The 12837-nt window shown below is 60.2% G+C and carries 14 protein-coding genes; 4 read left to right on the forward strand and 10 right to left on the reverse strand.

Annotated features, from left to right (window positions below; translation table 11 throughout):
* Positions 1–8: 8 nt before the first annotated feature.
* From AC6I8F_RS12980 to argH, 4 genes are read right to left on the reverse strand one after another with little or no spacing between them, the layout of a single operon-like run.
* Positions 9–830, reverse strand: coding sequence for an ABC transporter substrate-binding protein (locus tag AC6I8F_RS12980; protein WP_021508447.1), 822 nt, complete (start codon positions 828–830; stop codon positions 9–11).
* A gap of 18 nt (positions 831–848) precedes the next feature.
* Positions 849–1613 (reverse strand): amino acid ABC transporter ATP-binding protein, encoded by a 765-nt coding sequence (locus AC6I8F_RS12985; protein WP_021508448.1) that lies wholly within the window; start codon positions 1611–1613, stop codon positions 849–851.
* A gap of 13 nt (positions 1614–1626) precedes the next feature.
* Positions 1627–2505 (reverse strand): amino acid ABC transporter permease, encoded by an 879-nt coding sequence (locus tag AC6I8F_RS12990; protein WP_021508449.1) that lies wholly within the window; start codon positions 2503–2505, stop codon positions 1627–1629.
* A gap of 9 nt (positions 2506–2514) precedes the next feature.
* On the reverse strand, positions 2515–3942 hold the full coding sequence (gene argH / locus AC6I8F_RS12995; RefSeq protein ID WP_498028098.1) for an argininosuccinate lyase: 1428 nt from the start codon (positions 3940–3942) through the stop codon (positions 2515–2517).
* Positions 3943–4098: 156 nt separating this feature from the next.
* Between argH and AC6I8F_RS13000 the strand changes: the two genes are divergently transcribed.
* Complete coding sequence (locus AC6I8F_RS13000; protein WP_021508451.1) at positions 4099–5070, forward strand: LysR family transcriptional regulator; 972 nt, start codon at positions 4099–4101, stop codon at positions 5068–5070.
* A 188-nt stretch (positions 5071–5258) separates the two neighbouring features.
* Here the strand turns inward: AC6I8F_RS13000 and AC6I8F_RS13005 are convergent, their stop codons facing one another.
* Positions 5259–5777: a GNAT family N-acetyltransferase gene (locus tag AC6I8F_RS13005; RefSeq protein WP_021508452.1), complete on the reverse strand. Its 519-nt coding sequence runs from the start codon at positions 5775–5777 to the stop codon at positions 5259–5261.
* On the reverse strand, positions 5774–6337 hold the full coding sequence (locus AC6I8F_RS13010) for a helix-turn-helix domain-containing protein (protein WP_058757823.1): 564 nt from the start codon (positions 6335–6337) through the stop codon (positions 5774–5776). The genes AC6I8F_RS13005 and AC6I8F_RS13010 overlap by 4 nt, the downstream gene beginning before the upstream one ends.
* A 152-nt stretch (positions 6338–6489) precedes the next feature.
* On the opposite strand from AC6I8F_RS13010, the gene AC6I8F_RS13015 reads away from it, so the two are divergent.
* Together AC6I8F_RS13015 and AC6I8F_RS13020 are read left to right on the forward strand one after the other, a co-directional pair.
* Complete coding sequence (locus AC6I8F_RS13015; RefSeq protein WP_031279872.1) at positions 6490–7224, forward strand: MerR family transcriptional regulator; 735 nt, start codon at positions 6490–6492, stop codon at positions 7222–7224.
* A gap of 79 nt (positions 7225–7303) precedes the next feature.
* Positions 7304–7411, forward strand: a complete 108-nt coding sequence (locus AC6I8F_RS13020; protein WP_021508455.1) for a YohO family small membrane protein — start codon at positions 7304–7306, stop codon at positions 7409–7411.
* Here the strand turns inward: AC6I8F_RS13020 and AC6I8F_RS13025 are convergent.
* The 4 genes from AC6I8F_RS13025 to osmF are packed head-to-tail and all read right to left on the reverse strand — an operon-like array spanning position 7392 to position 11129.
* Positions 7392–8123: an ABC transporter permease gene (locus tag AC6I8F_RS13025; protein ID WP_021508456.1), complete on the reverse strand. Its 732-nt coding sequence runs from the start codon at positions 8121–8123 to the stop codon at positions 7392–7394. The two genes, AC6I8F_RS13020 and AC6I8F_RS13025, sit on opposite strands and share 20 nt — an antisense overlap.
* A complete protein-coding gene (locus tag AC6I8F_RS13030; protein ID WP_021508457.1) occupies positions 8123–9058 on the reverse strand; it encodes an ABC transporter ATP-binding protein in 936 nt (311 codons plus the stop codon). The genes AC6I8F_RS13025 and AC6I8F_RS13030 overlap by 1 nt, the downstream gene beginning before the upstream one ends.
* Positions 9051–10217, reverse strand: a complete 1167-nt coding sequence (locus AC6I8F_RS13035) for an ABC transporter permease (RefSeq protein WP_166709816.1) — start codon at positions 10215–10217, stop codon at positions 9051–9053. Before AC6I8F_RS13035 ends, AC6I8F_RS13030 begins: the two co-directional genes overlap by 8 nt.
* Before the next feature lie 3 nt (positions 10218–10220).
* Positions 10221–11129, reverse strand: coding sequence for a glycine betaine ABC transporter substrate-binding protein OsmF (gene osmF, locus AC6I8F_RS13040; RefSeq protein ID WP_058757827.1), 909 nt, complete (start codon positions 11127–11129; stop codon positions 10221–10223).
* A gap of 218 nt (positions 11130–11347) precedes the next feature.
* Between osmF and AC6I8F_RS13045 the strand changes: the two genes are divergently transcribed.
* Positions 11348–12814, forward strand: a complete 1467-nt coding sequence (locus tag AC6I8F_RS13045; RefSeq protein WP_498007624.1) for an MFS transporter — start codon at positions 11348–11350, stop codon at positions 12812–12814.
* Positions 12815–12837 lie beyond the last annotated feature (23 nt).

The raw sequence follows: 12837 nt of genomic DNA on the forward strand, positions 1-12837 counted from the left end.
CCCGCTCCTTAGCCCTGATTCACCGTGGCTTCGGCAATGCCGTTGTCGCTCAGGCCCCATTTGCTGAGGATTTTCTGGTAGCTGCCATCGGCAATCATGGCATTAATGGCTGCCTGAATCGCCGTGGTCAGCTCACCGGCATCTTTACCCAGCGCCATGCCGGTGTACTGGAAGGAGAAGGCTTTATCCAGCGGCTTAAAGGTGCCTTTTTCCAGGTTCATGATGTACGGCAGGGTTTCGCTGCCCTGTACCGCGCCATCCAGACGACGCTGACGCAGCTGCGTGCGCGCATCGGCGGTGCCTTCCGCGCCCACCACGATAATCGCGGGCTTACCGGCCGCTTCGCAGTGCGCTTTTGACCAGGTAGCAATCTCCTGCGGGAAGGTGGTGCGGCGGCTGGTGCCTACTTTTTTGCCGCACAGATCGGTGGCGCTGTTGATGTCGCTGCGCGCCGCCAGGGTGTAGAACTGCGGACCGGTTTTGAAGTAGTCGATAAAGTTAACCACTTTCTGCCGCTCTTTGGTGTCGGTCATGCCGGACATCACCAGATCGACGCGTTTGGTCACCACCGCGTTGACCATCTGTTCAAACGCGATCTCCTGCCAGTTAACCTTCACGCCGAGCTTCTCGCCAATTGCCTGACCCAGCTCATAATCGACGCCGCTCAGCTGATTGGTGGCCGGATCTTTAAAATCCATCGGCGGGTAGTTCGGCATGATGGCGACGGTCAGCCCTTTCTCTTTGATACTGGCCGGTACGGCAATCTCCGCCCAGGCAGAGGATTGCAGCAGCAGCGCGGCACTGATGGCACTCAATAACAATTTTTTCATCTATTCACCCCGGTCACGTTAAAGAAGAATCGCGTTGATAAAGTTTTTCATCCGTGGGTTTTGCGGGTTCAGCAGAATCTCTTCCGGTGCGCCCTGCTCAATAATGCGTCCCTCATCCATAAATACCACCTGGTTGGCGACCTCACGCGCAAAGCCCATTTCGTGGGTCACCACCAGCATGGTGGTGCCTTCTTTTGCCAGCTGGCGCATCACCGCCAGCACTTCACCGACCATCTCCGGATCGAGCGCCGAGGTCGGTTCATCAAACAGCATCAGTTTGGGTTTCATCGCCAGCGCGCGGGCAATCGCCACGCGCTGCTGCTGACCGCCGGAGAGTGACTGCGGATAGTCGTGCGCTTTGTGCGCCAGTCCGACGCGATCCAGCAGCGCCATCGCCTCTTCGCTGGCTTCGCGTTTCGGGCGCAGCAGCACGCGACACGGCCCCTCGATGATGTTCTCCAGCGCGGTCTTGTGCGGAAACAGGTTGAAGCGCTGGAATACCATGCCGGTCTGCAGCCGCTGACGCGCAATCTGTTTGTCACTCAGCGGGTGCAGTTTGTTGCCGGCAATGCGATAGCCCGCCAGTTCGTTGTCGACCCAGATGCCGCCCTGATCCACTTTCTCCAGCTGGTTGATACAGCGCAGAAAGGTGCTCTTACCGGAACCCGACGGGCCGAGAATGCACATCACCTCGCCGTAGTTCACTTCCAGGCTGACGTCCTTCAGCGCGTGGAACTGATCGAAATATTTGTTCACCTTGACGGCGCGCACGATGTTTCTCATCTCTCACTCCCGGTTACTGGCGACGACGATGGCCGCGTGAGAAGTAGCGTTCCAGCTGGCTCTGCCCGAACGACAGCAGCGTCACGATAATCAGATACCAGATACCCGCCACAAACAGCAGCTCCATTACGCGCGCGTTGGCGAAGTAGATGGTTTGCGCGTTGTACAGCAGCTCGGAGTACTGAATCATGCTGGCCAGACTGGTGGTTTTGATCATGCTGATGAACTCATTGCCGACCGGCGGCAGAATCACCCGCATCGCCTGCGGCAGAATGATGCGCTGCAGCGCCTGCAAACGCGGCATGCCGATGGCTTTGGCGGCTTCATACTGTCCGGTATCCACCGATAACAGCCCGGCGCGCACCACTTCTGAGGTGTACGCGCCCTGATTGATGCTCAGGCCAAGCAGCGCGGCGAGAAACGGCGTCATCACCGTGACAGTTTGCACGCTGAACAGACCGGGAATGCTGATGGTGGGAAACACCAGCGCCAGGTTGAACCACAGCAGCAGTTGCAGAATCAGCGGCGTGCCGCGAAAGATCCACGCATAACCCACCGCGATATAGTGCAGCACCGGATTGGGCGACATGTACATGATGGCGGTGATGACGCCAAACAGGATGCCCAGCGCCATCGCCAGCACCGACATAATCAGCGTGTTAACCACGCCGTTAAGGATTGCCTGCGCGGTAAAGAACTGGCCGACGAATGACCACTCAATATTGCCGTGCGCAAAGGCGTTAACCAGCAGCGCCAGCAGCACGAGGATCACTGCCGATGCGGTGATGCGGCCATAATAGCGGCGCGGCACCACCTGATAGCGATCGAGATCGTAATGGGGCTGGACGCGGCCATTGTTGACCGACGGTTCAACCGGTGTGGTGTGTGACATAGGCTCTCCTCAGGCGCGCGGTCCGGCGTAATCATCGGCCCAGCGCTGCTGGTCCTGCATCAGGGTTTGCAGACGGGCCAGCTGCTCGCGCACCCGTGCCGGTGCGGTGCCGCCGTAGCCGCTGCGGGCTGCCAGCGCCGCTTCCAGCGTTAACGCCTGACGCACCTCGGGCGTGAGCCGTGCATCGACGCCGTGCAGCTGCGCATCGCTGAGATCGTCCAGGCCGCAGTTTTCGCGTTCGCACAGCTGCACCAGCTGGCCGGTAATCTCGTGCGCCTCGCGGAACGGCACGCCGCGCATTGCCAGCCAGTCGGCCACTTCGGTCGCCAGCGTAAAGCCATCCGGCGCTTGCTCGCGCATCACCTCAGTATTGAATTTCAGCGTCGCCATCATGCCGGCCATGGCAGGCAGCACCATCAGCAGCGTGTCGACCGCATCAATCACGTTACGTTTGTCGTCGCTGAGATCGCGGTTGTAAGAGAGCGGCATGGCTTTCATGGTGGTCAGCAACGCCATCAGGTTACCGACCAGCCGGCCGCTGCGGCCGCGCGTCAGCTCGGCAATGTCCGGATTTTTCTTCTGCGGCATGATCGAGCTGCCGGTGGCGTAACTGTCGTGCAGCTCCACCCAGCGGAACTGCCGTGACGCCCACAGGCACACCTCTTCGCACAGCCGGGACAGGTTGATGCCGATCATGCTGGTGACGAACAGGAATTCCGCGGCGTAGTCGCGGCTGGCGACCGCATCGATCGAGTTTTCGCACGGTGCCAGATAAGCGAGATCGGCAGCGGCCAGCTCTGGCTGACGCGCAATCGCCGAACCGGCCATCGCCGCTGCGCCCAGCGGACAGCGCGCGCTGCGGCGATCCCAGTCCTGCATACGCTCAATGTCACGCGCGAAGGATTGGGCATGCGCCAGCAGCTGATGGCCAAACACAATCGGCTGCGCCTGTTGCAGATGGGTGAAGCCGGGCGCGACGCTGTCGGTGTGTTGCGCGGCCTGCGTCACCAGCGCCTGCTGCAGCTGCAACAGCGCGCTCACCAGCTTACGGCCGTTATCCCGCAGGTAGAGACGCAGATCGTTGACGGTCTGATCGTTGCGTGAACGACCGGCACGCAGCTTGCCGCCCAGCGCGCCGAGGCGTTCTGTCAGCGCGCGTTCGATGAAGGTATGCACGTCTTCATCGGCGGCAATCGGCTGCAGCTGGCCAGCGCGATAATCGGCGTCCAGCGCGTCAATCGCCGCCAGCATGGTATCCAGCTCGTCAGCGCTCAATAGCCCGGCACGCGTCAGCTCGCGCGCATGGGCGCGGCAACCGGCGAGGTCATACGGCGCCAGCGCAAAGTAATAATCCGGGCTACGCGACAGCGCGGTTAAACTGGCTGCCGGAGCCGCTTTAAAACGTGCGCCCCATAACAGTTCGGCATTCTCAGACATGCTATTTCCCTCACAAATCAGCCGCAGCAATATGAAAAAGTTTGGATTCAGCCGGCAGCGATAATAAAAACTTATTTTATTGCCACGCTGGCAAATAGGTGGTATTTCAGATTCACTGTACTTTCACCGCAATTATTCCGGAGTTGAATAGCAAAAATGGAAAGTAAAGTTTCCCAGTCTGGAAACAATGCGAATAATCGCGGCGATAATGCGGTTCTGGCGCTGAGTAATATCGACTTAAAATTGCTGCGGGTATTTAAATGCGTGGTGGAAGCCGGCGGATTAACCGCCGCCAGTCACGAATTAAATATTGGCCTGGCGGCGATCAGTAAACAGGTTTCTGACCTGGAGATTCGGCTGGGCATGACGCTGTGCAGCCGTGGCCGTGAAGGTTTTGAGCTGACGCAGTACGGCATCAATGTTTATCAGGCCACGCTGGAGCTGTTCGTATCGCTCAACCTGTTTCGCGAGCGGCTGCACAACAGTCGCAACGAGCTGCTGGGCGACATCGCGATTTGCGTGGTGGATAACACCATTAGCGATCCGCACTCGCCGGTCACCAGTGCGGTGCAACAGTTGCACCAGAAAGCGCCAAAGGTGCAGATTCGTCTGCAAACCGCACAGCTGGATGATATTGAACGCGGCATAAGCGAAGGGCGTTTTCATTGCGGCATTGCGCCCGTGTATGAAATGAAAAATGAGTTTGATTACTTCGAACTTTATAAAGAATACGCAAAATTATATTGCGCTGCGTCACATCCTCTCTATTGCGGATCTTGCGATAAAAATATTTCGGTGGATGTATTACGTCAGCAGAAAATTATTAATCATTTATATGTTACCCCACGCGATGAACGCCGCCTGATTCCGGTGCAGGAGAGCGGTGTGCAGGCGGTGCAGGTGGAATCGGTGGCCATGTTGATTTTAACCGGTCACTTTATTGGGTATTTACCGGAACATTATGCCGCTCCGTTTATTGCCCGCGGACAATTGTGTGAGCTGGGCGATGACACGCTGCGGCGCGAAACCGCATTTTGTCTGGTGATGAAGAAAGGCCGGAAAATAAATCCGATCATCCGGCTGTTTATGCAGGCGCTGGGGTTGAGCGATGCGGCGGCGGCGCACTGATTTGGTGCGTGTGACCGGGTTTCTGCTGGCACGGGATGGGAAAGTGTACGCTGATGCCCTCACCCCGGCCCTCTCCCACCGGGAGAGGGAGACGCAGCCTGCGGACAAGGGAGAGGCAGCCTGCGGGCAAGGGAGACGCAGCCTGCGGATAAGGGAGAGGCGGCGTCCGGTAACAGCAACCAGAACGCTTACGTCAGCCGCTTATACATCACCGTGGTAGCATCCAGCTCGCCGGCTGTGGATTCGGCATAGTACGGAATGGAACCCGCCACCTGCCAGCCGAGCGACAGATAGAGCGCGCTGGCAACATCGCCGCTGCGCGTATCCAGCACCAGCAGCGTTTTCCCCTGCTGCTGCGCCAGCTGTTCGGCACGTAACATCAGACGGCGCGCAATGCCCTGACGTCGCGCACGCGGATGCACCAGCAGCTTGCTGATCTCCGCGCGATGGCGGCCGTTGGGCATACTGCTGAAGCCCAGCATCACCGTGGCCACTATCTCGCCCGCTTGCCAGGCCACCAGCAGCTGGTTATCGCCGCTCGCCAGGCTGTAAATTTTGTCCTGCCAGAAACGCGCCATCACTGCGCGATCGTCCGCGTCAATGAAGCCGACGCTGGCCCCGTCTGCCACGCAGCCGTGCAGCACCTCACACAGTGACGCCAGCAGCGGCTGCGCCTGGGTGGCGCTGAGAGAGTCGATTTCAATCATGGTTTGCACACCACCAGAATGTAGCGCGCGCCGCCTTCGGCATGCGCCTGAAAAGAGGAACGTCCGCTGAGGTGGAAGCGCAGGCAATCGCCGGCCTGAAGCGTCCAGCTCTGCGTCTCCATGGTGAGGGTCAGCTCGCCCGACTGCAGCCAGATATGCTGTTCCAGCCCCTGTACCGGCGGCGCATCATAATCAATGCGCGCGCCAGGACGCAGCACGCCCTCCACCAGCTCCGCTTTAAACTGACTGGCCGGCGGCGAGACGTTGCGCCGCTGGAAGCCGCTGAGCGTATCCTGCCAGACCGGCTGCTGCTCCGCTTTCAGCAGCAGCGCCGCTTCTTCTTCTACTTCGCTGAGCAGTCGCGACATGGTTAAACCGTAGGCCACGCACAAGCGATTAAGCAAAGCGGCGGTAGGGCTGGTCTCGGCGCGCTCAATGCGCGACAATGATGCCCGGCTAATGCCGGTTGCCAGAGCCAGTTCATCCAGCGACCAGCCGCGCTGCAGGCGTAATTCCGCCAGACGTGCCGCAAGCCGATCTTCCGTATTTAGAGCAGACATCTTTAACCTCTCATTTTCGGGAAATAAATCTCACATAAGAGATAAAGCCCGAAATCGTGCAGTGGGTCAAGTTGTACAATAAAATAATCATTGTACAAGCTCACTCTGGCGGTTAAGGTGTTGTTATGCAGGTCAGAATTTTAGAGGATGCCATGGCCTTATACAGTATCGGTGATGTTGCCGAGCGCTGTGGAATTAACCCGGTAACCCTGCGCGCCTGGCAGCGTCGTTATGGATTGTTAAAGCCGCAGCGCACTGAGGGTGGTCATCGACAATTTGATGATGAAGATGTTCAGCGGATCGAAGAGATCAAACGCTGGATAGAGAGCGGTGTGCCTGTTGGCAAAGTCAAAGCCCTGCTTGAAGGAGAGACCTTCAACGTGCATGACGGCTGGACGGCGCTGCAGGAAGAGCTGATGAGCGTGCTGCGCCACGTGCGCGCCTCCAAGCTGCGCACCAAAATCGCCACCATTGGCCGTGAACACCCGGTCGATGCGCTGATTGACCACGTTTTTGTACCGGTACGCCAGCGTCTCGGGCTGGATCAAAATACCGCCCGCACCATGTGCAGTCTGCTGGACGGCGCACTGATTGATTATGTCGCGTTCTGTCTGGCAGGCGCGCGTAAAAAAGCCGGCAAAGATGCCTTAATGATTGGCTGGGGCGTAGAAGATCGCACCCGCATCTGGCTGGAAGCCTGGCGCTTAGCGCAGCAGGGCTGGCGCATTGATGTGCTGGCGGAACCGCTGGATATGCCGCGTCCGGAGCTGTTTCCCGGCCAGCATCTGTTTATCTGGACCGGTAAAAAGCCGACGCGCCGCCAGCTGGAGCAGTTTGAACACTGGCAGGCTCAGGGCTTCTCGATTCACGTCCACGAACCCACCTGAAAAATCGCACATGCGGCCTTTGCCTTACCGCATGTGCGCGTTATCATGCCGCACTTCATGACTTTTCTCAGGTTTACCTATGAACTGGAATAAAATTCTCATTGGCACCCTGTTTGCCATCATGGCGATTGGCGGCATGGGCGGCATGATGCTGGTTGGCTACAGCCTTATTCTGCATACCCACTGAGTGCGTGCTGCAACCGCTCCAGCAGCCGGTCGCAGATCAGCGCCAGTAGCGCCACCAGCAGCGCGCCCTGAATCACATAAGCGGTATTGAAGCCGCTCAGACCGATAATCACCGGCGAACCCAGACTCTCCGCTCCGACGGTTGAGGCGATGGTCGCGGTGCCGATGTTGATCATCACAGAGGTGCGCACGCCTGCCATAATCACCGGTGCCGCCAGCGCCAGCTCTATCTGCCACAGACGCCGCCACGGTCCCATTCCCAGACCGACGGCGATCTCACGGCTGCTGGCCGGAACGCTGTCCAGTCCCGCCAGCGTGCCCTGCAGAATCGGCAACAGCCCATACAGAAACAGCGCCATCACCGCCGGCGCAGCGCCAAAGCCCATGACCGGCACGGCAATCGCCAGCACCGCCACCGGCGGAAAGGTCTGACCGGCAGCCGCCAGCGTCTCCAGCAGCGGGCGGAACGCCCTGCCGCCGTGACGGGTAGCGAAGACCGCACAGCCAACGCCCACCACAATCGCCAGCGCGCTGCCGCTGATCACCAGCAGCAGATGGGCCAGCGCCAGCTGCCAGAAACTCTCCTGCTGGTACAGCGGACGCTCCAGCTGTGGAAACCAGTGCGCAAACAGCGGCGCACTGTGCGGTAACCCCCACAGCAACAGCAGAAATATCCCCAGCAGCCAGTAGAGCGGATCGCGCAGCACTCGCATCAGCCCGCCTCCTGCTGTCGCAGCAAATCGCTAAAGTGCAGCACGCCCAGCGGCTGCTGATGCTGATCGACAACCGGTAATTTGTCGGTGCGGCGCGCAATAAACTGCGACAGCGCCTCGCGCAGCGTCAGCCCGGCGGCGATCGGTTCCGCCTCCAGCCACTCACCGCGTCGTGCCGCACTGCCGGCCCGCCCCAGCGCCAGCAGACGCACGCCCAGCTCGCTGCGGCCAAAGAACTGGCGCGCGAAATCACTGGCAGGCTGCGTCAGCAGGTCAATCGGCCGTCCCTGCTGCACAATCTCTCCGCCGTCCATCAGCACCAGCTGATCGGCGAGGGTTAACGCTTCGTCGATATCGTGCGTCACCAGCACCACAGTGCGCCCCGACAGCTGCTGAATGCGCAGCATCTCCTGCTGCAGCGCCTGCCGGTTGACCGGATCGAGCGCGCCGAAGGGTTCATCCATCAGCAGCAGTTCCGGATCGGCCGCCAGCGCGCGCGCCACGCCAACACGCTGCTGCTGACCGCCGGAGAGCTGGTGCGGATAGCGCGACGCCAGCTGACTGTCGAGATTGAGCAGCGCCAGCAGCTCCTCAACCCGTGCGGCAATTTTTTCCCGCGGCCAGCCGAGCAGCGACGGCACGGTGGCGATATTTTTGGCCACATTCCAGTGTGGAAACAGGCCGATGGACTGAATGGCATAGCCAATGCGCCGCCGCAGCGCGCGCGCATCCATCTGCTCGATCGGCTCACCGGCAAAACGGATTTCGCCGCTGTCATGCTCAACCAGCCGGTTAATCATCTTCAGCGTGGTGGATTTACCCGAGCCGGATGTGCCGATCAGCACGGTAAAACTGCCCTTCTCAATCTTTAGCGACAGGTTGCGAATCGCCTCTTTACCGGCGAACGCTTTGCTCACCTGATGAAATTCAATCATGTCCTCTCTCCAGCAGCGCCGACAGCAATCGCAGCAGCGCATCGAATATCACCGCCAGCGCCACCACCGGAATCACGCCCAGCAGCACCAGATCCAGCGCGCTGCTCAGCAATCCCTGAAACACAATGGCGCCGAAGCCGCCGGCCCCAATCAGTGCGGCGACCACCGCCAGCCCGACGGTTTGCACCACCACCACGCGCAGTCCGGAGAGCCACACCGGCAGCGCCAGCGGCAGCTCAGCGTGCCAGAACTGCTGCCAGCTACTCATGCCCATGCCGCGCGCGGTTTCACGCACCTCCTGCGGCACCTGCTGCAGCCCCGCAACCACGCTGCGCACCAGCGGCAGCAGTGCATACAGCACCAGCGCAATCAGTGCTGGCGCGACGCCAATCCCGCTGATACCGAGGCGCGCCAGCTGCGGAAAATGCGCCGCCAGCCCGGCCAGCGGTGCAATCAGCAGGCCAAACAACGCCACAGACGGCACGGTCTGGATCAGATTCAGCACGCTGAAGGCGACATGTTGCCAGCGGGCGCGACGCGCGATGGCGAGTCCCAACGGCAGACCAATCAGTAAGGTGGGCAGCAGCGTGCCGCCCAGCAGCAGCAGATGCTGGCTGAACGCGGCGTTAAAGACAGCGGTGCGATTGCTGTACTCTTTCAGCAGCGACAGCGCGTCCAGCTGACCACTCAGCAGCAGTATCAGCGGCGGCAGCCACAGTTGCAGATTAAGCAGAATACGCAGCGGCGTCTGCTGGCTAAGCTGGCGAATCGCTTCGGCCGCCAGCAGCAGCGCTAATCCTGCCGCACACCAGAGGCCGCTGCCCAGCGCGGTGCGCGCCAGTGGGCTGCCGCTGCGGGCCAGCTCACTGGCGGCGTGGCCGCCGATGCCAATCAGCAGGGCGAACAGTAGCTCTGCGCCCAGCAGCTGCGCCAGCGCCGCACCGTGTCCCGGCGGCCACCACAATCCCAGCCATAGCCATAACAGCGGCAGCAGCAGCAGCCAGCCCGCCGTTACCTGCCAAAGCATCAGCGGCTGTCCGGAGACCAGCCGGTTGGCCGCATAGCTCAGCAGCGGTAGCGCTCCCAGCGCCAGCGTAATCAGCAGCGTCAGCACCAGCAGCACCGGCTGCTGGCGCGGTCGGTTTATCCGTGACAGCACCGCTTACAGCAACTTATTCTGCTGCAGCCACTGCTGCGCCACCTGGCTGGCGTCCTGACCGTCAACGGCGATTTGCGCGTTGAGCTGCTGCAGGGTTTTCTCATCCAGCTTGCTGAACACCGGCTGCAGCCAGTCGGCAATCTGCGGGTACTGTTGCAGCACGCTGGCGCGGATCACCGGCGCGGGCGCGTAAATCGGCTGTACGCCCTTCGGGTCACTCAGGGTTTGCAGGCCGAGCGCCGCGACCGGGCCGTCGGTACCGTAAGCCATCGCCGCATTGACGCCGGACGTTTGCTGGGCGGCCGCTTTGATGGTAACAGCGGTGTCCCCGCCGGCCAGCGACAGCAGCTGTGACTGGCCCAGCTTGAAGTTGTAGGCTTTCTCAAACGCCGGCAGCGCATCGCTGCGCTCGATGAACTCCGCCGACGCCGCCAGCTTAAAGGTGCCGCCTTTTTTCAGGTAAGTGCTGAGATCGTCAAGGGATTTCAGGTTATTCTGCTGCGCGACATCGCCGCGCACCGCAATGGTCCAGGTGTTGTTAGCCGGTGCTGGCGTCAGCCACACCAGATGATTTTTCTCTGCATCGAGCTTTTTCACCTTCTCATAGCCCTGCTGCGCGTTTTTCCACGCCGCGTCCTTCTCATCATTGAAGAAGAACGCCCCGTTGCCGGTATATTCCGGATAGATATCCAGCTCACCGGCGGTGATTGCGCCGCGCACCACCTGCGTGGTACCGAGCTGGATTTTATTCACGGTTTTTACCCCATGCTGGTTCAGCACCTGCAGAATGATGTTGCCGAGCAGCGAACCTTCCGTATCAATCTTGGAACCTACCTTGACCGGGTCCGCTGCCTGCACGGCCCCGACACTCATCGCGAATGCGATCATCCCCAATAAACCCTGCTTAATCATGGCGCTTTCCTCAGCATTATTTTCTTTCAGTGATTATCAAGCGTAGCCTGGCGAAACGGGATGGGTGCGGTCAAGCGGCGCAATTCGTTCTTTTTCTGCTATCCGTTGCCGGTTTTATAGAACGCTTTGGTTGCACTTATAACCAAATAGAATTTTTCACATCCGTGGCGCGGCTTATGCTCATAGCCCCCACTCTTTACAATAAATCACACAACATCATGTCCGACTTAACTTCTTCGGCGCACGTGGCGCTGGCAGGGAATACGCCGCAGGGCGATACGCAGTGGATTCGCAGTGCAGCCGACGTGACGCGGCTGGTCAATAACAGTAATGCCTCGCGCAGCAATGCGCGCATCGTCATCGCCATTGCGCTGGGCGGGGTTTTTCTCGATGCCTACGATCTTGGTGCGCTGGCCTTCGGTATTAAAGATGTCACGCGCGAATTCAATCTGACGCCCGCCGGCACCGGCATGGTGGCGTCGGCTATCACCTTTGGCGCGATCGTTGGTGCGCTGATCGGTGGCTATCTCACCGATAAAATTGGTCGCTATCGGGTCTTTATGGCCGATATGTTCTTTTTCGTGGTGGCGGCACTGGCCTGTGCCTTTGCGCCGAACGAGTATGTACTGGCGGCGGCGCGCTTTGTGATGGGGCTCGGCGTCGGCATCGATCTGCCGGTGGCGATGGCGTTTCTGGCGGAGTTTTCCCGACTGCGCGGTCAGGGCAATAAGGCCGCCAGCGTCGCGATGTGGTGCCCCACCTGGTACGCGGCGATCAGCATCTCCTATCTGCTGGTGCTGCTGCTGTATGCGGTGCTGCCAGAGAGCCATACTGACTGGCTGTGGCGGCTGATCCTCGGCTTTGGCGCGGTACCGGCGCTGTTGATCATCGCCATCCGCAGCCGTTACATGAGCGAATCACCGATCTGGGCGGCAAATCAGGGCAACCTGCAGGGTGCAGCGGCAATCCTGCGGCGGTCGTATAACATCAACGCGGAGGTCGCGCAGGATGCCGATCTCACTGCCGCACAGCCAGTACGTAAAGCCAGCTGGCGCAACTACGGCGCGCTGCTGCAGGGCGTTTACCGCCGCCGTACGCTGTTGGCAACGATAACCTCGATTGCCTCGTCGTTCGCCTATAACGCCGTGGCCTTTGGCCTGCCGGTGATCATCTCCAGCTTCCTCGCGCAGTCGATGCTGACCACCATTCTGGTCTCGCTGGCGCTTAACCTGCTGTTTGCCTTTGTCGGGGGGCTGCTGGCGGTACGGCTGGTGCCGCGACTGGGCGCGTGGAAGATGTCGGTGGCCGGTTACGCCTGCCAGTGTGCGGCGCTGCTGGGCCTGGCGTTGATTGGTCGCCCGGCCGGCGGCGAGGAAGCGGCCCTGGCGATTGCCATGCTGGCGCTGTTCCTGTTCGGTCAGGGGTTTGGTCCGGGTTCGCACACCATGACGTTTGCCTCGCTGAGCTATCCGGCTTCGCTGCGCGGCGTGGGCGTCGGCTTTAACCAGACGCTGATGCGCGCCAGTTCGACGGTATCCCTGTTTGTGTTTCCGCTGCTGGTGGCGGCGTTCGGCACCGGCGTGTTCTGGGTGATCCTGCTCGCACCGCTGGCCGGATTACTGGCGCTGCTGGCGATTCGCTGGGAACCGTCAGGCTATGATGTCGATGCGGAAGATTTTCAGTAAGCGGATAACGCCTCAGCGATGAG

It is taken from the genome of gamma proteobacterium symbiont of Axiagastus rosmarus (genome assembly GCF_059730925.1).

Bases quoted from the DNA above. Each gene is read 5' to 3' on its own strand.
- AC6I8F_RS12980 (WP_021508447.1), bottom strand. From the start codon at position 830: ATGAAAAAATTGTTATTGAGTGCCATCAGTGCCGCGCTGCTGCTGCAA.
- AC6I8F_RS12985 (WP_021508448.1), bottom strand. From the start codon at position 1,613: ATGAGAAACATCGTGCGCGCCGTCAAGGTGAACAAATATTTCGATCAG.
- AC6I8F_RS12990 (WP_021508449.1), bottom strand. From the start codon at position 2,505: ATGTCACACACCACACCGGTTGAACCGTCGGTCAACAATGGCCGCGTC.
- argH (WP_498028098.1), bottom strand. From the start codon at position 3,942: ATGTCTGAGAATGCCGAACTGTTATGGGGCGCACGTTTTAAAGCGGCT.
- AC6I8F_RS13000 (WP_021508451.1), top strand. From the start codon at position 4,099: ATGGAAAGTAAAGTTTCCCAGTCTGGAAACAATGCGAATAATCGCGGC.
- AC6I8F_RS13005 (WP_021508452.1), bottom strand. From the start codon at position 5,777: ATGATTGAAATCGACTCTCTCAGCGCCACCCAGGCGCAGCCGCTGCTG.
- AC6I8F_RS13010 (WP_058757823.1), bottom strand. From the start codon at position 6,337: ATGTCTGCTCTAAATACGGAAGATCGGCTTGCGGCACGTCTGGCGGAA.
- AC6I8F_RS13015 (WP_031279872.1), top strand. From the start codon at position 6,490: ATGGCCTTATACAGTATCGGTGATGTTGCCGAGCGCTGTGGAATTAAC.
- AC6I8F_RS13020 (WP_021508455.1), top strand. From the start codon at position 7,304: ATGAACTGGAATAAAATTCTCATTGGCACCCTGTTTGCCATCATGGCG.
- AC6I8F_RS13025 (WP_021508456.1), bottom strand. From the start codon at position 8,123: ATGCGAGTGCTGCGCGATCCGCTCTACTGGCTGCTGGGGATATTTCTG.
- AC6I8F_RS13030 (WP_021508457.1), bottom strand. From the start codon at position 9,058: ATGATTGAATTTCATCAGGTGAGCAAAGCGTTCGCCGGTAAAGAGGCG.
- osmF (WP_058757827.1), bottom strand. From the start codon at position 11,129: ATGATTAAGCAGGGTTTATTGGGGATGATCGCATTCGCGATGAGTGTC.
- AC6I8F_RS13045 (WP_498007624.1), top strand. From the start codon at position 11,348: ATGTCCGACTTAACTTCTTCGGCGCACGTGGCGCTGGCAGGGAATACG.